At 49.9% G+C, this 21,499-nt stretch carries 16 protein-coding genes; 3 read left to right on the top strand and 13 right to left on the bottom strand.

Features of this window, described 5'->3' with window-relative positions; genetic code table 11:
- Positions 1-5: 5 nt before the first annotated feature.
- From lepB to aroC, 10 genes are all read right to left on the bottom strand, one after another.
- Positions 6-917, bottom strand: a complete 912-nt coding sequence (lepB, locus tag AC1RVX_RS20535; RefSeq protein WP_493218460.1) for a signal peptidase I — start codon at positions 915-917, stop codon at positions 6-8.
- Positions 914-2,707, bottom strand: coding sequence for a translation elongation factor 4 (lepA, locus tag AC1RVX_RS20530; RefSeq protein ID WP_493218459.1), 1,794 nt, complete (start codon positions 2,705-2,707; stop codon positions 914-916). Before lepA ends, lepB begins: the two co-directional genes overlap by 4 nt.
- Before the next feature lie 170 nt (positions 2,708-2,877).
- Positions 2,878-3,696, bottom strand: a complete 819-nt coding sequence (gene truA / locus AC1RVX_RS20525; RefSeq protein ID WP_493218458.1) for a tRNA pseudouridine(38-40) synthase TruA — start codon at positions 3,694-3,696, stop codon at positions 2,878-2,880.
- Between the two features lie 70 nt (positions 3,697-3,766).
- On the bottom strand, positions 3,767-6,628 hold the full coding sequence (locus tag AC1RVX_RS20520; protein ID WP_493218457.1) for a motility hub landmark protein FimV: 2,862 nt from the start codon (positions 6,626-6,628) through the stop codon (positions 3,767-3,769).
- Positions 6,629-6,985: 357 nt separating this feature from the next.
- Positions 6,986-8,116, bottom strand: a complete 1,131-nt coding sequence (gene asd, locus AC1RVX_RS20515; RefSeq protein ID WP_493218456.1) for an aspartate-semialdehyde dehydrogenase — start codon at positions 8,114-8,116, stop codon at positions 6,986-6,988.
- 48 nt (positions 8,117-8,164) lie between these two features.
- The gene (gene leuB / locus AC1RVX_RS20510) at positions 8,165-9,235 is read right to left on the bottom strand and encodes a 3-isopropylmalate dehydrogenase (RefSeq protein ID WP_493218455.1); all 1,071 of its coding nucleotides are present in this window, start codon (positions 9,233-9,235) and stop codon (positions 8,165-8,167) included.
- A gap of 23 nt (positions 9,236-9,258) precedes the next feature.
- Positions 9,259-9,906, bottom strand: a complete 648-nt coding sequence (gene leuD / locus AC1RVX_RS20505; RefSeq protein ID WP_493218454.1) for a 3-isopropylmalate dehydratase small subunit — start codon at positions 9,904-9,906, stop codon at positions 9,259-9,261.
- Positions 9,907-9,914: 8 nt separating this feature from the next.
- Positions 9,915-10,037 (bottom strand): entericidin A/B family lipoprotein, encoded by a 123-nt coding sequence (locus AC1RVX_RS20500; protein ID WP_186945679.1) that lies wholly within the window; start codon positions 10,035-10,037, stop codon positions 9,915-9,917.
- 21 nt (positions 10,038-10,058) lie between these two features.
- Positions 10,059-11,462: a 3-isopropylmalate dehydratase large subunit gene (gene leuC / locus AC1RVX_RS20495; protein ID WP_493218453.1), complete on the bottom strand. Its 1,404-nt coding sequence runs from the start codon at positions 11,460-11,462 to the stop codon at positions 10,059-10,061.
- 370 nt (positions 11,463-11,832) lie between these two features.
- Positions 11,833-12,915 carry a chorismate synthase gene (gene aroC, locus AC1RVX_RS20490; RefSeq protein WP_493218452.1) on the bottom strand — a complete coding sequence of 361 codons (1,083 nt, stop codon included), beginning with the start codon at positions 12,913-12,915 and terminating at the stop codon, positions 11,833-11,835.
- A gap of 288 nt (positions 12,916-13,203) precedes the next feature.
- Here aroC and AC1RVX_RS20485 point away from each other — a divergent pair, with 288 nt between their 5' ends.
- The 3 genes from AC1RVX_RS20485 (at position 13,204) to AC1RVX_RS20475 (ending at position 18,018) form a co-directional block, all read left to right on the top strand.
- Positions 13,204-15,438, top strand: a complete 2,235-nt coding sequence (locus AC1RVX_RS20485) for a GGDEF/EAL domain-containing response regulator (RefSeq protein ID WP_493218451.1) — start codon at positions 13,204-13,206, stop codon at positions 15,436-15,438.
- A gap of 463 nt (positions 15,439-15,901) precedes the next feature.
- Positions 15,902-17,251: a sensor histidine kinase gene (locus AC1RVX_RS20480; RefSeq protein WP_493218450.1), complete on the top strand. Its 1,350-nt coding sequence runs from the start codon at positions 15,902-15,904 to the stop codon at positions 17,249-17,251.
- A gap of 8 nt (positions 17,252-17,259) precedes the next feature.
- Positions 17,260-18,018: a LytR/AlgR family response regulator transcription factor gene (locus AC1RVX_RS20475; RefSeq protein WP_493218449.1), complete on the top strand. Its 759-nt coding sequence runs from the start codon at positions 17,260-17,262 to the stop codon at positions 18,016-18,018.
- A gap of 85 nt (positions 18,019-18,103) precedes the next feature.
- Here the strand turns inward: AC1RVX_RS20475 and AC1RVX_RS20470 are convergent, their stop codons facing one another.
- From AC1RVX_RS20470 to AC1RVX_RS20460, 3 genes are all read right to left on the bottom strand, one after another.
- Positions 18,104-19,114: an inorganic phosphate transporter gene (locus AC1RVX_RS20470; protein ID WP_493218448.1), complete on the bottom strand. Its 1,011-nt coding sequence runs from the start codon at positions 19,112-19,114 to the stop codon at positions 18,104-18,106.
- 122 nt (positions 19,115-19,236) lie between these two features.
- The gene (locus AC1RVX_RS20465) at positions 19,237-19,863 is read right to left on the bottom strand and encodes a DUF47 domain-containing protein (protein WP_493218447.1); all 627 of its coding nucleotides are present in this window, start codon (positions 19,861-19,863) and stop codon (positions 19,237-19,239) included.
- Between the two features lie 171 nt (positions 19,864-20,034).
- Complete coding sequence (locus tag AC1RVX_RS20460; RefSeq protein ID WP_422972602.1) at positions 20,035-21,423, bottom strand: replicative DNA helicase; 1,389 nt, start codon at positions 21,421-21,423, stop codon at positions 20,035-20,037.
- Between the last annotated feature and the right edge of the window lie 76 nt (positions 21,424-21,499).

Below are 21,499 nucleotides of genomic sequence, written 5' to 3'. Positions count from 1 at the left end.
TTTCCTTAGTGAAAACCACCAATACGTTTGATATTGCTTAAATTCATCCAAATGAAAAATGCTTTACCAACAATGTTCTTGTCAGGCACAAAACCCCAGTAACGGCTGTCCAGGCTGTTGTCCCTGTTGTCACCCATCATGAAATACTGCCCTTCTGGTACGGTGCAGGTAAATCCATCATTGTCGTAACTGCATAAATCTCGCCTGGGGAAATTATGCGGATCACGAACAAATGCCGGTGCCTGCTCATCGTTAAGTATATTGTGCGTAACGCCTGTCAGGTTTTCATTGTACTGCTTGAAATAATTTAATCGCTCTTCATCCAGGAAATCTGGCTGATTTTGATACGAAAGTTGATTACCATTGATCGATAAGCGTTTGTTTTTATACACAATTTTATCACCCGGCACGCCAACCACACGTTTAATATAGTCGACGGAAGGGTCTTCAGGGTATTTGAATACCATGACATCCCCTCTTTTGGGATCGCTTACCTCAATGACTTTCTTGTTAAGTATTGGCAAACGTACACCATAAGTAAATTTATTCACCAGTATCAGGTCACCAACAAACAGGGTTGGCAGCATGGAACTGGATGGGATCTTGAATGGCTCAAACAGGAAAGAGCGCAAGAAAAACACCAATGCAATAACGGGGAAGAAACTACCCGAATATTCGATCCAGACCGGCTGGCGCATTAATTTGGCTTGTAGTTCCAGGCGGTTATTTTCATCGACACGAATACCGTCAGCTGTCAAGCGGGCATTGCGTGCATCCAGTTCAGCCAGTGCTTTGTCGGCCACCTGGCGGCGTTGCCTGGAAAAAACAAACATATCCAAAAACCAGATGACGCCAGTAACTATTGTCAACACAAACAGGATCAGGGCGAAATTACCCAAAATTGATTGCAAACTCATTTTTCATCCACTTGTAAAATCGCCAAAAATGCTTCTTGCGGAATTTCTACCGAACCAACTTGTTTCATGCGTTTTTTACCTGCTTTTTGTTTTTCCAGCAGTTTACGCTTACGGCTGATGTCGCCGCCATAACATTTCGCCAATACGTTCTTGCGCAAGGCTTTGACGTTTTCACGGGAAATGATGTTGGAGCCGATAGCAGCCTGAATAGCCACGTCAAACATCTGGCGCGGGATCAGTTCACGCATTTTCGCAGCCACAGCACGACCACGGAAATGGCTGTTTGCTCTGTGGACGATAATTGCCAGTGCATCCACCTTTTCGCTATTGATGAGCATATCGACCTTGACGACATCAGCGGCACGGTTTTCCTTGAATTCATAATCCATGGAGGCATAACCGCGTGAGGTAGATTTCAGGCGATCAAAGAAATCGAGCACGATTTCAGCCATCGGCATTTCATAGGTCAGTTTGACCTGGCGACCGTGATAATTCATATCCAGTTGCACACCGCGTTTCTGCGTACACAGGGTAATCACCGAGCCTACATATTCTTGCGGCATGTAGAGATTGACGGTAACGATAGGCTCGCGTATCTCTTCTATCTTCGAAGGGTCTGGCATCTTGGATGGGTTATCCACCATCAGGATCGTGCCATCTGCCATCAAGACTTCATACACAACGGTAGGTGCCGTGGTGATGAGATCCATATCGAATTCACGTTCCAGGCGTTCTTGCACAATTTCCATATGCAGCAAACCAAGGAAGCCGCAACGAAAGCCAAAGCCCAGCGCTTGCGACACTTCAGGTTCATACATCAGGGCGGCGTCATTGAGCTTGAGTTTTTCCAGGGAATCACGCAAGGCGTCGTATTGATTGGCTTCGACCGGGAACAAGCCGGCAAACACCTGTGGCTGCACCTCTTTAAAACCAGGCAAAGGCTCGGCAGCGGGTTTGTTGGCAACAGTAATGGTGTCGCCTACTTTTGCTGATTTCAATTCTTTGATGCCGGCAATGACAAACCCCACCTGCCCTGCTGATAATTCTGTACGGCTCAGTGATTTGGGGGTAAAAACACCCACGCTTTCAACCAGATGCTGGGCTTCGGTTGCCATGAACAAAATCTTGTCTTTGGGGCGCAAAGTACCATTCACGATACGCACCAGCATGACAACACCGACATAATTATCAAACCAGGAGTCAACAATCAGGGCTTGCAGCGGTGCCGTGGGATCACCTTTCGGTGGTGGGACTTTGATGATCAGGGATTCAAGCACATCTTCAACACCCAGGCCAGTTTTTGCAGAGCAATGTACGGCATCTGAAGCGTCTATGCCTATCACTTCTTCGATTTCCTGGCAGGCATTGTCGGGGTCGGCTGATGGCAAATCGATCTTATTCAAGACTGGTACAACTTCTACGCCCAGTTCAATAGCGGTGTAGCAGTTCGCTACGGTCTGCGCTTCTACACCTTGTGATGCATCCACGACCAGCAAGGCACCTTCGCAGGCGGACAGGGAGCGACTGACTTCATAGCTAAAATCGACGTGACCAGGCGTATCAATCAAGTTCAAGTTGTAAATCTGGCCATCACGTGCTTTGTAATGCAATGCCGCTGTCTGAGCCTTGATCGTGATACCACGTTCACGTTCAATATCCATGGAGTCAAGTACTTGCGCTTCCATTTCCCGGTCGGAAAGGCCGCCACAAAGCTGGATAATACGATCTGCCAGAGTAGACTTGCCGTGATCAATATGGGCAATAATCGAAAAATTGCGGATGTTATTCATTGAAATTACAAAAGAAACAAAGGTGAAGCGAATACCGGCTACAAAAAAAGCGCTCTATACTGGGCAAGTATCCCCAGGCGAGCGCCTTCAGTTTGGGTTTTGCAAAATGCCATTTTACCGGATTTCATCCCGGAAAGCCGAGAAATCGTCAAAGTGATGCAATTTTAGAACTACAAAAACGATAAGAAAGCCAAGGTTTCTGCCAGTTCTCTTTGTGGTAGCTGCCACTTGTCCTCGTAATCGATTTTTGCCAGGTATAAACCGTCCGGCATAAATGTGGGCGCAGCTATTTCGCGGTTCAGGCTGACCAACACTTCGCCCATCCATTCCGGCTCACGCTTGCCAGTACCGACAAAGATCAATGAGCCAACAATATTTCTGACCATGTGATGCAAGAAGGCGCTGGCACGCAGTGTAAAGATGATCATTTCGCCCTGGCGTTGTATCTGTATGCTGTACATATTCTTCACTGGCGTTTTGGCCTGGCAGCCAGATGCCCGGAAAGAAGTAAAGTCATGCTCACCGATCAGGTGCGCCGCAGCGGCCCGCATACGCTCAATATCCAGCGGGCGAAATACCCAGCCTGCGCGATTCACCCACATGGGTGAACGTATCTTGCAGTTATGTAAAATATAATGATAAGTGCGGGCACGCGCACTGAAACGGGCATGAAAATTATCATCAGAATCGGGGTCCATGGGTAATTCTTTCGCCCACTGCACCGCCACCGAAGCGGGTAAAAAGGCGTTCACCCCATTCACCCAGGAATATACAGTGCGGTCGAGATCGGTATCAAAATGCACTACCTGCTCTATCCCATGCACCCCAGCATCCGTACGACCAGCGCAGGTAACACGGATATCACCCACGCCGGTAAATAGCCGCAAGGCCTTCTCCAGCGCATCTTGCACGGTATTCCCAGACGGCTGCGTTTGCCAGCCCTGCCAGGAACTACCGTCATACTGCACGCCTAAAACTAATCGTTTCACACCAATTCCATATCAAAAAACAAAACGGGCGCCAGCATTTGCCGCGCCCGCTACATTCCAGTCAAACCATTTACGCCATTTCAGCGATCATTCCCTTGGCTTTTTGCATTTGCTCTGGCGTACCACCCTTCACGACTTCTTCCAGCAACTCGCGAGCACCTTCTTTGTCACCGATTTCATGGTAAGCCACGGCCAGATCCAGCTTGGTTGCCATTTCTGCATTGTGCGCCGGGCTTTCTGCTTCAGCCGCTGCTGTTGACACTGGCGCATCTGCAGGTGCCAAGTCAAGATCGATACCTGACAAATCGAATTCGAATGCTGCACCAGCATCCGCTGGAGGGCTTGACAGATTCATTGCTGGCGCCGTTTCTGCTTCGTGCTCAACTGACAATGCAGCCATCAGCTCTCTTTCCAGTTCCGCAGTAGCCTCATCGGCACTGGTACTGGATGTGGCAGACAAAGGTGCCGCATGTGCCTTGTCACTGGCGAAATCCATTCCCAGGTCGAGGTCAAATTTATCTGCTTCTGGTTCTGACACCACTGGAGCAGCTGGCGTGACAGCGGGCGCAGCCACGACTGGTTCAGGTTCTTTGGTGCCAAAATCAAAATCGATGGTGCCAAAGTCGACGTCAGGAGCCGCTTCTTCGACTGGTTTGGCTTTTTCAACCTTCTCAGGAATCTTAGGCACTTCAGGCACACCTGCATCAGAAATATCCAGATCAAAGTCCAGCGCATGCTCATCCATCGCTGGCTCTGCGGCTTCTGCCTTCGATGCGGAACCAGAATCACGCTGCGCTGTATCGATAATGCTGATAGCTTCCAGCATATCCTGTGACAGGGAATTACCCAACAAGGCTTCTGGATCAAGGTCTTCCAATGGCTGAGTACCTGAACCCAAGCCGCTGGCGGGCGCTGCTTCAGGCTTGGCTTTGCCGCCTGCATACAGAGGATTACCCGGTTCCAGCACAATACCCATGGATGCTGCCTGTGACCAGTCATCACCCTCGCCACTGGTCATGCCATACAATTCACTGGCCAGACGCTCGAAAGTTTTGGCATCCTTGCGTGCGAAATAGATTTCCAGCAGTTTGACCCTGACCGCATGACGGTCTGGCTGGGTCCTCAAGGCTTCTTTCAGTATTTCTTCCGCTTGTGAATCACGGCCATAGGCAATGTACACATCAGCTTCCGCAACTGGATCAACTTCATTCGCATCCAGTTGGCTGGCAGACGGTGCAAAATTGGAATTGAAGACGCTGTTATTCGTATCCACACTTTGCCCACCAGTCGAGCCAAACATGGAGTTGGCCTTCATGCTGGAACCAGTCAGGATACTGTCTTCAAACTGTTGCAGTTTTTTCTTGCGGCGGCTGGTATAGATGCCGTAGCCACCCAGCAATAAGAGAATGGCCGCACCACCTGGCAACAGGAAGTCAGACATGTTATCGAAGAAGCCTGGTTCTGGCGGAGGTGGCGGCGGCGCCACTGGCTTGCGTTTGACTGGTGGTTTAGGCGTTGCCACCGATGCCACAGCAGACGCCGCTGCAGGTGCTGGTACAGGTTGAGCAGCGCTGGCAGCAGCCGACGCTGATGCCGCACTCGCAACTGCCGGCACCGCCACTGGTGCTGGTGCAGGAGTAGATACCGGAGCAGGAGCAGGGGAAGGTGTTGGTGCAGGCACGCTGGCAGCAACAGATGCGCTGGCCTTGGATTTTTGTTCCTTGGCGTTCAACTCAGCTTGTTTCGCGGCCAAATCTTTGTTTTTAACTTCAAGTAACTTTTGCAAGTCCCCAACGTTCTTTTCCAGTTCCTTCATGCGGGCACTGGCTTCGGCCGCTGCTTTTTCTTTTGCCAGACGGTCTTCTTCAGACCCGCCTTTGCCCTTCATGTTTTTTGCAGTATCCGCAGGGCTGGCTTTCGACAGCTTCAGCTTGTCAGGTGAATCGTTGGTGGCAGTAGGCACTTCCTTGACTTTGGCAGTAATGGCACCACCGGCACTTTGCTTGCCAGTAGCCGGCGTTTTTTCTGCCGGCGCATTGGAAACATGATCAGCCAAACGATTACGATAGGCGTTAAAGTCAGTTGCATGCGCAATCACGACGGAATGCGCTTCGGTGCCAGTAGTGGAACGTACCGATTCTGCATCAGGAATAGTCAGAATCTGGCCAGACTTCAGGCGATTCATGTTATTGCCATTAAAGGCTTGGGGATTGGCACGGTACAAGCTGACAAGCATCTGATCCAGCGAAACGCCTTCAGGTTTGTAGTTGCCTGCAATCTTTCCCAAGGTGTCACCGTTTCTGACCTGATAATCGCCAGCGGCTTTGACTTCCTTATTGGAATCAGCAACTTTGGTTGCAGATGCTTTCGTTGCAGCCCTGCCAGCAGCGGCATTAGCCACTGCATTCAATTCACGGCCATTTTGCGTAGTATTTCGCCCTGCAGCATTTTGTGGCTGGTTAGCAACGGTTGTCGGGTTGGTGACCTGTGCAGACTGGCTATTGCGCAGTTCCGCAGGGTCCAGCAGGAAGGTATATTCCCGCATTAATTTACCGTTTGACGAATTCATTTCCAACAACATGTCGATAAACGGTTCGTTCATCGCCTGGGCTGAACTGATGCGAATAACATACGCCTGACCACGTTGTTCAACCGCAAAACGCAGTGACAACAAGGCCGAATTAAAGTCTATGTTCGCCTGTTTGAAGGCATCTGGCGAAGCCAGCCGTGGCACAAGAGAATCAACTTCTTCCTTGCTGGGAGAGGTTAATTCTATCTCTGCACGCAGGGGCTGACCAAGTGCTGACAACACAGTCAGTTTACCCAGGCCGGTAGCATGCGCGCTGGACAACATAAACAGGGATGACGCTACAGCAACACTTAACGCCTTGCGCCCCAGGGTGATCACAGACGATTTTTTTTGATTATGCATTTTGTCAGACATATTGGGAATTTTTGGCGAACAAAGTCCGCTGGGTGACGCTTTTCAATGCTTAGCGACGCGTCCTAATGTTTCACATTAACATTACAAACATGGCCACGCAAGCTTAACGCGATTTATCACAGTGGTAAATACATCAATAAGACCTAAATGCAAGGATATTGCATAAATGTTGTTGCTAAATGACAAGTCAAAAAAATATTCACCAAAATCCTAACCGCTTATTTATAAAAATTTAAAACCAAACCACAACATCAGAACGTATTTTCTATCACTCCAAAAACAAGAAGGGGCGCATAACGCCCCTTACTTCTATTCTACAACATTTTTTTAAGACAACTTAAAAACTCAGCCTTCAATCAAAATCCGCAACATGCGGCGCAGCGGCTCTGCCGCACCCCACAGTAATTGATCGCCAACGGTAAAGGCACCAACATATTCAGGGCCCATTGCCAGCTTGCGGATACGACCGACTGGAATAGTCATCGTCCCGGTTACTGCTACCGGTGTTAAATCACGAACGCTGGCTTCACGGGTATTGGGTACAACTTTTACCCATTCATTGTCAGCGGCGATCATGGCTTCGATATCGGCTACCGGTACGTCTTTTTTCAGTTTAAATGTCAAAGCCTGGCTATGGCAACGCATGGCACCTATGCGAATGCAAAAACCATCGACTGGCACAGCACTTGTACCAAAACCCTCACCCTGACCGAGGATTTTGTTGGTTTCGGCCATGCCTTTCCATTCTTCCTTGGACATGCCATTGCCCAGATCTTTGTCAATCCAGGGAATCAGTGAGCCACCGAGCGGGACACCGAAGTTGGCTGTTTCAGCATCCGACAAAGAACGCTGTTTAGCGATGACCTTGCGGTCGATTTCCAAAATCGCGCTTTTTGGATCATCCAGCAAATCACGTACTTCTGCGTTCAAAGTACCGTATTGCGTCAGCAATTCACGCATATGCTGTGCACCGCCACCAGATGCAGCCTGGTAGGTCTGAGTGCTCATCCATTCGACCAGACCAGCCTTGTACAGTGCGCCGACGCCCATCAGCATACAGCTGACTGTGCAGTTGCCGCCTATCCAGTTTTTCTGGCCTTTGACCAGGGCTTGTTTGATGACGGGCAGATTGACCGGGTCAAGCACAATCACAGCATCGTCATTCATACGCAAACTGGATGCTGCATCAATCCAATGGCCACTCCAGCCTGCTGCGCGCAGTTTAGGATAAATGTCATTGGTGTAGTCACCACCCTGGCAGGTAATAATAATTTCACACTTCTTCAGCGCATCAATATTATTTGCGTCTTGCAAGGTTTTTTCGTTCTTCGCCATTGCAGGGGCCGTGCCACCTGTATTCGAAGTGGAAAAAAATACGGGTTCAATATGATCGAAATCACCTTCTTCCTGCATGCGTTGCATCAGGACAGAACCCACCATACCGCGCCAACCTACCAGACCTACCAGTTTCATCATTTTTCCCTAAAATTTTGCAGGACGTCCCTGCCCTTCTAACAAACCAAATTAATTTAACGCTTTTACAACTGCTTCACCCATCTCGGCCGTACCGACCTTGGTGGTACCGGCCTCATAAATATCAGGTGTACGCAAACCCTGCGCCAACACTTTCTTGACGGCATTTTCTATACGATCTGCCTGCTCCACCTTGTTCAGCGAATAGCGCAACATCATAGCCGCAGACAGGATAGTCGCCAAAGGATTGGCCACGCCCTTGCCAGCGATATCTGGCGCAGAACCATGGGATGGCTCGTACAGACCTTTGTTATTGGCATCCAGCGAAGCAGATGGCAACATGCCTATGGAGCCAGTCAACATGGATGCCTGGTCAGACAAGATATCACCGAACATATTGCCGGTGACGATGACATCAAATTTCTTCGGTGCACGCACCAACTGCATGGCGGCATTGTCGACATACATATGGTCAAGCGCGACATCCGGGTATTCTTTATGGACATCAGTGACAATTTCTTTCCAGAACTGGAAAGTTTCCAGCACATTGGCTTTGTCGACGCTGGTCAGGCGCTTGCCACGCTTTTGCGCAGCCTGAAAAGCAACATGGGCAATCCGGCGAATCTCGGACTCGGCATAGCGCATGGTATCAAAGCCTTCACGCTCGCCCTTGAACGGGCCATCCGGACATTCACGCACACCGCGCGGCTGACCAAAATAGATATCACCGGTCAATTCACGAATGATCAGAATGTCCAGGCCAGAAACAACTTCTGGCTTCAGGGTAGAAGCACCTGCCAACTCAGGATACATGATAGCCGGACGCAGATTAGCAAACAGCTTCAGGTTTTTACGCAAACCCAGAATAGCCTGCTCAGGACGCAATGGACGATCCAGGGTATCGTATTTCCAGTCACCAACCGCGCCAAACAATACCGCATCAGCGTCCAGCGCCAGCTTCAGCGTGGCTTCTGGCAAAGGATGGCCAGAGGCTTCATAACCAGCGCCGCCAACGGGCGCAGTTTCCATTTCAAAGGACTCACCCAGAACATTCAATACCTTGACTGCCTGCTCAACAATTTCCGGACCTATGCCATCACCTGGCAAAATAGCAATTTTCATATCAAATCAATTAAGGGATGTTTTTAAATGGTATTGGCCAGCCAAGGCTGGGCAGCAATATGGCGCTCTTCAAATGCGCGTATCTTGTCAGACTGACGCAGGGTCAGGCCGATATCATCAAGACCATTGATCATGCAGTATTTGCGGAAGGCATCTATTTCAAACGGGTAGCTGGCACTGCCAGTCGTGGTGCGTACTACCTGCTGCTCCAGGTCCACCAACAATCGGTAACCAGGGAAAGCTTTAATTTCATTAAATAATTGCTCAACCTGTGCCTCACCCAAAACGATAGGTAGCACACCATTTTTGTAGCAGTTATTGAAGAAGATATCGGCAAAACTAGGGGCAATAATGGCACGGAAGCCAAATTGCTCCAAGGCCCAGGGCGCATGTTCGCGCGACGAGCCACAACCGAAGTTTTTGCGCGTCAGCAATATTGAAGCGCCCTGATAGCGCGGCTGATTCAGCACAAATTCTGGGTTCAATGGACGCTTGCTATTGTCCATGCCTGGCTCACCATGATCGAGGTAACGCCATTCATCAAACAAATTAGGGCCAAAGCCGCTACGTTTGATGGATTTCAAAAACTGCTTGGGGATGATGGCATCTGTATCTACATTGGCCCTGTCCATGGGCGCAACCAAGCCATCAAGTAAAGTAAATTTTTCCATGTCGGTACTTATTTTTTGCCTGCATTCTCGACTGCTTCGCCAGCCTTTTTAACGTCTTTACCCAGACCCTGAACTGTATTGCAGCCTGCCAGGATGAAAGCGCAAATCGCCAGTGCAAATAATTTTTTCATGTGTCTTTCCTCCGCAATAAATTAATTCAAGCTACGTATGTCAATAAAATGCCCTGCGACCCCTGCCGCAGCAGCCATGGCTGGCGATACCAGATGGGTACGCCCACCCTGCCCTTGACGCCCCTCAAAATTGCGATTCGAGGTAGAAGCGCAGCGTTCACCTGGCTCCAGGCGGTCGGCATTCATAGCCAGACACATGGAACAACCCGGCTCACGCCATTCAAACCCGGCAGCCTTGAAAATCTTGTCCAGCCCTTCGCGTTCTGCCTGTTCTTTGACCAGGCCAGAACCTGGCACCACCATCGCCAGCTTCACGTTCGATGCGCGATATTTACCACGCACCACGGCAGCTGCAGCACGCAAATCTTCTATACGTGAATTGGTGCATGAACCGATAAATACCTTGTCAATACGGATGTCAGAAATCGCTGTATTGGGCTGCAATGCCATGTACACCAGCGCTTTTTCTATGGCATCGCGTTTGACTACATCTTTTTCCTGCTCTGGATCTGGTACGCGACCATCTATCGCCACCACCATTTCAGGCGAAGTACCCCAGGTCACCTGCGGCCTGACATCGGCAGCATTCAAGGTCACGACCATATCAAATTTCGCACCAACATCGGTATGCAGGGTGCGCCAGTATTCAACGGCACGTTCCCAATGCGGGCCAACCGGTGAAAATGGGCGACCTTTGACATAGTCGATAGTTGTCTGGTCTACCGCGACCATACCGGCACGGGCACCCGCTTCAATCGCCATATTGCAGACCGTCATACGGCCTTCCATAGACAGACTGCGGATGGTGGAGCCGGCAAATTCGATGGCGTAACCAGTACCGCCTGCGGTACCTATCTTGCCAATAATTGCCAGTACGATATCTTTGGCGGTAACGCCAGGTGGCAATGCACCATCCACCTGCACCAGCATGGCCTTCGATTTTTTAGCGATCAGGGTCTGGGTTGCCAGCACATGTTCGACTTCTGACGTACCTATGCCATGCGCCAGGCAGGCAAACGCACCATGCGTGGAGGTATGTGAATCGCCACAGACCACGGTCATACCGGGCAAAGTCGCGCCCTGTTCAGGGCCGATAACGTGAACGATACCCTGACGCTTGTCAGCCATACCGAAATAAGTCAGTCCATATTCTTTGGCATTACCATCCAGCGTCTCTACTTGCAGGCGCGAAATGGGATCGTCAATACCATTTATACGATTGGTGGTTGGTACATTATGATCTGCCACAACCAGATTGGCGGACAGCCGCCATGGTTTTCTACCTGCCAGTTTCAGGCCGTCGAAAGCCTGAGGGCTGGTTACTTCGTGCAAAAGATGCCGATCTATATAGAGAATGGCGGTACCATCCTCCTCGGAATGCACTACATGAGATTCCCACAATTTGTCGTAAAGCGTTTTAAGCATGATCTGAAGCCTGAAAATAGGTCATTAATCCGTACTGCATCATTTTTTGCATTTGATTATGCCACAATTGTGCAACGCAAAACCACGCGCCACGCCAAATTGGTGCATGAAAATTTCAAGATAAAAATCAGGTTTGAACTAAATCGCCAAATTTTCATCTGACTTTTGATGGAAATCTGGACATTTCCGGTGAATATTTTGGTATTGTTTTCTCACAAAACAATACCAAGACATGTTGCACACGCATCAGAACTTTCGTCCCTGACTACAGCATATCACTTACCCGGACCAAGGGTAGTCCGGGTGTTTTTTGGCAGCCTAATAGCGACCAAATGGCATGATCACGCCACGTACAATACAGGCTGAAAGATCAGCCTGGCAAGCGCACATCTGCGCATTGGGCACGATGGCGCAAAGCATGATCCATCAACACCAGTGCCAGCATGGATTCGGCAATCGGCGTTGCCCGTATCCCCACGCAAGGGTCGTGGCGACCAAAGGTTTCGACCATGACCGGATTACCATCCTTGTCTATTGAGCGGCGTGGTGTACGAATGGACGATGTTGGCTTGATGGCGATTGACACCGTAATGTCCTGACCGGTGGAAATGCCGCCCAGAATGCCACCGGCATTGTTACCAATAAAACCTTCTGGCGTCAGCTCATCACCATGCACCGAGCCACGCTGCGCAACCGACCTGAATCCAGCACCAATCTCCACCCCTTTGACGGCATTAATGCCCATCATGGCATAGGCGATTTCTGCATCCAGCTTGTCGTAAATGGGTTCACCCAGCCCTACTGGCACCTTGCTGGCAACCACATCAATTTTGGCCCCAATGGAATCCCCATCTTTTCTCAGTGCATCCATATAATCTTCGAGGCGCTGCATCAGGACGGCATCAGCCGTTGGCGCAAAAAAAGGATTGTTAGCCGTATGGGCCCAGGATTCAAATGGAATATCAATCTCACCCAATTGACTCATACCACCATAAAAAACCGTTCCATATTGCTGGCGCAACCATTTCTTTGCGACCGCGCCAGCCCCCACTACTGGTGCGGTCAGACGTGCCGATGAACGACCACCACCGCGTGGGTCGCGAATGCCGTATTTATTCCAATAAGTGAAATCAGCGTGACCTGGACGGAAGGTTTCGGTGATATTGCCGTAATCCTTACTACGCTGATCTTGATTTCGTATCAACAATGCAATAGGCGTGCCTGTTGTTTTACCCTGATACACACCGGACAATATCTCTACCGTGTCCGGTTCCTGGCGTTGCGTCACATGGCGCGAAGTACCAGGGCGACGGCGGTCAAGCTCTGGCTGTATATCTGCTTCAGATAGCTCCATGCCCGGCGGGCAGCCGTCAATAACACAACCGATGGCGGGCCCATGTGATTCGCCAAAGGTGGTAACAGTAAACAAAGTGCCGAAAGTATTGCCTGACATAGGTATGTGAAAAGTAAGTGAATAGACAAATTTGACCCCATTTTACCAGCGAAGCGCCAGACACTGAATTCAAGTTCATGGAAACCCGGTTGAGGATTTCAATTTTTTTTACATATTCCCAGGAAATTCAAGGCATTTTTCTCCCTATTCGGGCAAATCTTGTTTTATTCTTACAAAGAGAAGGGTTGAGGCTTGGCTGACGCAACATTTAGTGTCATAGTTCCGCAAGGAACAAATTTTGCAGTGCCCTTACCATACAGATATGCCAAGCATGGAGCCGCATTACAGATGAATTCAACGATCCACTCGTCCGAAGATGATCTGGTTTTCCTGGAGGAACCAGACAGCGAAGAAGCTTCGGTGGCATCCAAGCCCATGCAGACTTGGCGGATCATGATTATTGATGATGATCCGGATGTGCATTCCGCCACCACCTTTGCGCTGGGCAGCCTTGAAATACAGCACCGTGCGCTGAGCTTTCTGCATGCCTATTCAGCAGCAGAAGCACGTGACATACTGCAAAACGAGACTGACATCGCCATTATCCTGCTGGATGTGGTCATGGAACAGGAAGACGCCGGTCTGCAACTGGTCAGCCATATTCGTAAAACCCTGGGCCTGACCGATGTCAGGATCATATTGCGCACCGGCCAACCCGGCTATGCGCCAGAAATTGATGCGATTCGTGATTACGACATCAATGACTATAAAACCAAATCCGAACTGACGCGTACCAAGCTGTACACCGCAGTCACGTCAGCAATTCGCTCTTACGAGCAGATTTGCGCCATCAGCGCCAGCCGTCGCGGCCTGGAAATGATCATCCATGCCAGCACCGAACTGATGGCACTGCAAGGCTTGCAAAATTTTGCGTCTGGCGTACTGGTGCAGGTAAGTGGTCTACTGGGTCTCAATACCGAAGGCTTTGTCTGCGCCAGGCAATCACCCGTCGAGCAACAGGAAGAAGGTGAGTTAGGCATTATTGCAACCACTTCAATGTACGCAGACAAACTGAATCAACCACTGGATAAGCTTGATACTGCTGCGACAAATATCGTCAAACGTTCGCTGGAATTGCGCCAAAGTGTGTTTGAAGCCGACATCACGGCATTGTATTTCAACAACGTCGCGCAAAAAGATTTTACCCTCTACCTGAATACCGGACTGCATCTGAACGAGATGGACAAGCGCCTGCTGGGTGTTTTTTGCGGTAATGTCTCGGTGGGTCTGGACAATGTAATGCTGACGTCGCGTCTGCATAATTATGCATTTTATGACCCGCTGACTGGCCTGGCGAATCGACTCAAGCTCTTACAGACGCTGAATGAAACCCTGCTGACTTCCCTGAAAAGTCATAGTTCCCTGTCACTGATTGATATTGATCATTTTGCCGAAACCAATGATGCCCTCGGCCATCAGTTCGGCGACCAATTACTGTATTCAGTCGCCCAAAGGCTATCCAATACCTTTGGCGAGCATTGTCAGTTGGCGAGGGTCGGCAGTGACACTTTTGCCTTGCTGGGTGAAGACAGCATGGTTTATCCAGACAAGATATTGACCTTGTTCACTACGCCTTTCGATGTTGATCAACAAGAAGTGCAGTTATCTGCCACCATAGGTCTGATCAAACTGGACGAGTATGATGGCGATGGGTCAGAGGCTCTCAAGGATACCAACATTGCATTAAAACGCGCCAAGATGAACCGGCGCGGCGGCTACGAATATTTTACCCGCAATATGGGGGTGGAAATTCGTGAGCGCGTCTTGCTTATGCATGCCCTGCGGGCAGCCTTTGAGCATGAAAAATTATTCCTGGTATTTCAGCCACAAATTGACATGCGCGATGGACGCGTATTGGGCGCTGAAGCGCTACTGCGCTGGAAGACTGACGATGGCCGCTTTATCCCACCTGACCAGTTCATCCCGATTGCTGAATATTCTGGCCTTATTGTCGACATTGGCGAATGGGTCTTGCGTACTGCCTGTCTTGAACTGGTGCATTTACGTAGCCTGGGCTATACCAATTTCCAGATGGCGATCAATGTGTCACAGGTGCAGTTTTCACATCCGTTGTTCATGCAATCACTGAACAAGGCATTGGAAGATACTAACGCACCGCCAAATTTCCTGGAATTGGAAATTACCGAATCCATGGCCATGAAAGACCCGGAACTGCTGATCAAGACCCTGCACCAGATCAAGCAACTAGGTATGAGTGTATCCATCGATGATTTTGGCACAGGTTTCTCTTCACTTAGTCATCTGCAAAAACTCGATGTAGACAAATTGAAAATTGACCGCGCCTTTGTCAATGAAATCCAGAAGAATTCAAGTGAAGGCAGTATCGCCAAAATGATTGTCCAACTTGGTCAAAACCTGGGTCTGTCAATTATTGCTGAAGGCGTAGAAAGCGAGATGCAGGCCAATACCCTGCTTTCCTACGACTGTCATATCGCTCAGGGCTATCTGTACTCCAAGCCCTTGGCTCGCGATGATTTGCATGCATGGCTGGCAACAAGATAGGCCAATCAACGTCAACTGGCACGACTTGATTGGCGCCTTGCCTTACCCCACCCGAAAAAAGCACCAGGGCCATTTTATCCATGACTCAATAATCCATTAGGACTTACGCGAAATTGTCCCGGCAAGGCTATCGCTTTAGGAAACATCCCTTGCAAGGGATGTTCGTTACCTCGGCAGGCAACACGTTGCCTGAAACCCCGACTACACCGTCAGCGACGAAGACGGTACTTTAGGGCTGCAACGCAGCTGGGGCGGTTTTGCGTAAGTCCTATCCATATTGAATGGCCCTTTCTTCGTTCTGTCCTGCCTATTTTGCAGACTGTCGCATGCTGCTATCCATTTCCAGATGAATTCCTTAAAGTGTAAGCATGAACTAAAAAGTCCCAAGCCAGCAGCGCTCCCCCCACACACAAGCACTGCATTGACCTGAGATACTCGCTACAAGACATTAAAGAAATGCATCATGAACAATACGAACGCACAAAATTTCAAAGAATTCATCGCCGACATGATGGCTCTGCTGAGCAGAGTCTTCGACAAGACAGCGGCCTGGGTCACCAAATTATCGTGGTGGAAATTTCTGCTGTTTGCCGTGCTGACCATTGCTGCAGGTGGCATTTTGCAGGACGCGCTGTTCACGTCAGAAGAAAGCATTATCGTCAAAAAGAATAACCCGTCGGCGAAACCCAAAAAAACCAGCAAGGTCACTGACGGTGATACCAATATCGAGATTGACAATACCGGCATCCACATCCGCAAAAACAATGCTGACGGTGGCAAAGGCAAACAAATTGAAATAGATGAAAACGGTATCCGCATCAACAAGGATAGCGACACCCCGTCACCTCCTGTTGCGCCAACCGCCCCGGGAACAGAACCTGTCGCCCCTGCCCCACCGGTTGAATCGGCGCCGCCAGCTCCACCAGCCCCTCCGTCTGCACCGTCGGTCGCAGGCCGCGACGATATCCATATCAAATTGCCAGCAGAAGTTGCCAAGGAAATCAGCGAAGACATCAACAATGCCGTCGCCGATGCTGCAGATGAAGAAGTGCGAAGCTACAAGCGCACTTCATCCAAATGGTTCAAGAACTTTGTCGTTCTGCTGGTTTTTGGTCTGTTTGGCATGAAGGCCCTGATGGGCGGCAAAGTCCGCGCCGAAGAAAAAGCCAAAGAAGCCGGCATGGCCGCCGAACGTGAATCCCTGCTGCGCCAGGTCAGTGAAGCACAAATGCAGATGATGCAAGCCCAGGTGGAACCGCATTTTCTGTTTAACACCCTGGCCTCGGTCGAACATCTGATAGAAACCGACCCACCACGCGCCGCCGCCATGCAACGCAGCCTGATCGCGTATTTGCGTGCCGTCTTGCCACAAATGCGCGAAAACGCCAGCATCACCAATCTGGGCCGTGAAGCAGACATGATCAAGTCTTATCTGGAATTGCTGAAAATGCGTATGGAAGAGCGCCTGAATGTCGATTTCATCATGCCTGAAGGCTTGCGTAGTGCCGCCTTCCCACCGATGATGTTGCAATCCCTGGTCGAAAATGCCATCAAACATGGGCTGGAATGCAAAGCTGAAGGCGGCACCATACGCTTTCATGCTGAAGTTGCCCACAACAAGCTGCGCGTTTCGGTCAGCGACGACGGGCTGGGTTTTGGTGCCATGCCCAGCAACGGTACCGGACTGGGTCTGCAGAATATTCGTGAACGTCTGAAGTTGATATACAAAGAAAAAGCACAAATGATCATTACACCCAATCAACCTAGCGGCGTTTGCGTTACCATAGAAATTCCTTACGAATTAGCTAATTAGTGACAACTATGCCAACTGCGATACTCGCCGATGATGAAAGACTGATGCGCGACCAGTTAAAGTCGCGCCTGGAACAAGTCTGGCCTGAACTGGAAATTCTGGATGAAGCCAAAAATGGGGAAGAAGCCGTCGAACTGGTAGAAAAACACCAGCCTGATCTGGTTTTCCTGGACATTCGCATGCCGGTCAAGACTGGCCTGGAAGCGGCCAGGGATATCGGCAACAAAGCCCACATCGTCTTCATCACCGCTTACGACCAGTACGCCATCCAGGCATTTGATCACGGCGCAGTTGACTATGTATTGAAACCTGCCGATGTTGATCGCCTGACACGTACTGTGGAAAGGTTGAAGCAGCGGCTATCCAGCCAAAGCCAGCCCAACGACATGAGCAGCATGCTGTCGCAACTGGCCAAGCAGATGGGTATCAGCGCCAAACCGAATTACCTGCAGTGGATACAGGCATCCATAGGCCAGGAATTACGTCTGATACCCGTGGAAGAAATCCTGTTTTTTCAGTCCGACGAAAAATATACCCGGGTGCAAACAGCCACCTATGAAGCACTGATACGCAAGCCCGTGCGCGACCTGGCAGACGAACTGGACCCTGCCCTGTTCTGGCAGATACACCGCTCCACTCTGGTAAATGCAAAAGCAATTTCTGGCGTGATCCGCGATCTGCGCGGACGTCATCTGGTGCAGATTAAGGGCTTGACGGAAAAACTGGAAGTTAGTCGCAGCTTTGTACATTTGTTCAAACAAATGTAAGCCTTTTAAAAAGGCTGCCCACAACGAAAAAAAGCGCCCAAATAAAAATTGGGCGCTTTTTTTCATACTTGCAAAGGCACTGAAATTACAGGATTTGCCTACCTATCCACCAGGCGATAGCTGCAACAAAAGCCGATGCTGGTATGGTCAATATCCAGGCCCAGACAATATTACCTGCAACACCCCAGCGCACTGCCGACATTTTTTGCGCTGAACCAACACCAACAATCGCCCCAGTAATGGTATGTGTGGTTGACACTGGTACACCCATGGCTGTCGCAATAAACAAGGTAATGGCACCGCCAGTTTCAGCACAGAAACCACCCACCGGCTTCAATTTGGTGATCCTTTGGCCCATCGTCTTCACAATACGCCAGCCACCAAACAAAGTACCCATACCGATTGCCGTATAGCAAGACAGGATAACCCACCAAGGTAAGGGATCAGAACCAGAAGAATAACCGCCTGCGATCAGCAACATCCAGATAATACCCATGGTCTTTTGCGCATCATTGCCGCCGTGTCCAAGGCTGTACATGGAAGCCGATATCAATTGCAGGCGACGGAACCATTTATCCACCTTCCTAGGTGTTGAACGCACAAATAGCCAGGAAACCAGCAACATCATGAGCGAGCCCAAAATAAAGCCCAATAACGGGGATACGACAATGAAGACAATGGTTTTGATTAAACCAGAAGATACCAGCGCACCGGTACCTGCCTTGGCAACCGCTGCACCAACCAGGCCACCGATCAGCGCATGGGAAGAAGACGAAGGAATACCAAAATACCAGGTAACCAGATTCCAGAAAATAGCCCCTACCAATGCGCCAAAGACCACATAATGATCAATCATGGCTGGTTCTATCGTCCCCTTGCCGACGGTGGAGGCCACCTTTAGCTGAAAGAAGAAAACGGCTATCACGTTGAACAGGGCTGCCATGGCAACCGCAGTCTGTGGCTTTAAGACGCCTGTCGATACCACTGTTGCAATCGCGTTGGCAGCATCGTGGAAGCCATTCATAAAATCAAACAGCAAAGCCAGCACCACCAGAGAGGCGATGACATAAATGCTGATATGTACGGTGTTCTGCATAAGATTAACTCAACTTTGCATACTCCCGCTCAAGCGGGAGTTTTAATAAATACATCAATAATTGCTGAGAGCGCACAGGCAGGCACGGGCCGCTTGCGCTTTACTGTTGGGGTAAGCCGCAATCAGGCGTTTTCAACAATAATGCCTTCGATGATGTTGGCCACATCTTCGCAACGATCCGTGACTGTTTCCAGGATCTCGTAAATGGCTTTCAGCTTGATCAGGTTACGGACATCCGGTTCGTCACGGAACAATTTGGACATGGCAGCACGCATGACGTGATCGGCATCAGACTCAAGACGATCGATTTCTTCGCAAATTGCCAGGATCTCGCGAGAATTGTCCATGCTGTGTAGCAAGGCAACCGCCGCTTTGACTTTTTCCGAACAAGCCAGGCAAAGCTCGGCCAGGCGCTTGGCTTCTGGTGTGATTTCGCGGATGTCGTACAGGGAGATCGTTTGTGCTGCATCTTCCAGCAAATCCAGAATGTCATCCATGCGGGTGATCAGCTTGTGGATATCGTCACGGTCAATCGGTGTGATGAAGGTTTTATGCAACAACTCTATCGTGTTATAGGTGACGGTATCAGCCTGTTTTTCGATGCCTTCAATCGCATGCACGCGATTTTCCAGATCGTCAAAATTCTTCATCAGGGCAACCATCTCCTTGGAGCCTTTGACACATAACTCGGCGTGCTGGTTGAAGAGTTCAAAAAATTTGCCCTCAGTGGGCATCAAGCGTCCAAACATTTTATTCTCACTGAAAATAGAAGATTTCTAGAATTGCTCAGGCAAATGCAAACAAATAAAAACAACATCTGGGACCAGACAACGTGGTTGTGCTGCTGATACCACTTTCACTGTTTCAGACTTTGCTGCATCCACCACTAACTACTAAAACGAAATTCCTGACATTAAAACTTATTCGTTATCACCGTAAATCGACAGGTTACCCACATAGTTATCAAACTTGGTGTATTCACCCAGGAAGGTCAGACGCACACTGCCAATCGGGCCATTACGCTGCTTACCAATAATAATTTCTGCCGTACCCTTGTCCGGCGAATCAGGGTTATAAACCTGGTCGCGGTAAATAAACATGATGACGTCGGCATCTTGCTCAATCGCGCCGGATTCGCGCAGATCGGACATGACGGGACGTTTGTTCGGGCGCTGTTCCAGCGAGCGGTTCAACTGTGACAAAGCAATCACCGGGCAATGCAATTCTTTCGCCAAGCCCTTCAGATTCCGGGAAATTTCAGAAATCTCGGTCGCACGGTTTTCACCGGCAGAGTTGGCTGACATCAGTTGCAAGTAATCGACAATCACCAGACCCAGCTTGCCGCACTGCCTGGCCAGACGACGCGAACGGGCGCGCAATTCTATCGAGCTCAACGCCGGGGTTTCATCGATGTACAGCTGCGCATCATTCATTTTCTGGATGGCATGCGTCAGGCGCGGCCAGTCTTCATCCGTCAACTTACCGACGCGCAGACGGCTTTGATCCAGACGCCCTACCGAACCCAGCATACGCATGGCCAGCTGGGCGCCACCCATCTCCATGGAAAACACGGCAACCGGCAAACCACTGTCGATCGCCACGTTTTCACCGATATTCAGCGAAAACGCAGTCTTGCCCATGGATGGGCGACCGGCAACAATGATCAAGTCACCAGGCTGCAGACCAGAGGTCATTTTATCCAGATCAGCAAAACCGGTAGGCACACCGGTAATATCGTTTTGATTGTCGCGGTTATACAACTCATCAATTCGCTCTACCACCTGGGTCAGCAAAGGCTGGATAGCCTGGAAGCCCTGGGCACCACGGGCCCCCTCTTCGGCGATGGCAAAAATCTTGGATTCAGCCTCGTCCAGCATTTGCTTGACTTCTTTACCCTGCGGGTTAAAGGCATTGCCAGCAATTTCATCGGACACTGTGATCAGCTTGCGCAGCACACCACGGTCACGCACGATTTCGGCATAGCGACGGATATTCGCGGCGGAAGGCGTATTTTGGGCCAGGGCATTCAAGTAACTCAGGCCACCGGCATCCTCTGCCTTGTTCATGCCATTCAGGGCTTCGAACACGGTAATCACGTCGGCAGGGCGGGAGGCATTGATGAGTTTGACCATGCATTGAAAAATGATGCGGTGGTCATAGCGATAAAAATCTTCTTCGCTGATAAAGTCGGCAATACGATCCCAGGCGGCATTGTCAAGCAACAAGCCTCCCAGGACAGATTGCTCTGCTTCTATGGAATGAGGGGGGACGCGTATCGCGTCAACTTGAGGATCAGAACCAGCTTTCATGGCGCGCATTATAACCGTTAAATCAAATTGCCAGACAATACAACGTGAGGGAAATAGGCTTGTTTGTGACAAGATT

It is taken from the genome of Undibacterium sp. GW821-FHT11B02 (assembly GCF_058808955.1).
The sequence above is the reverse complement of the archived record's forward strand: the minus strand, read 5'-3'. Positions and strand labels throughout refer to the sequence as shown.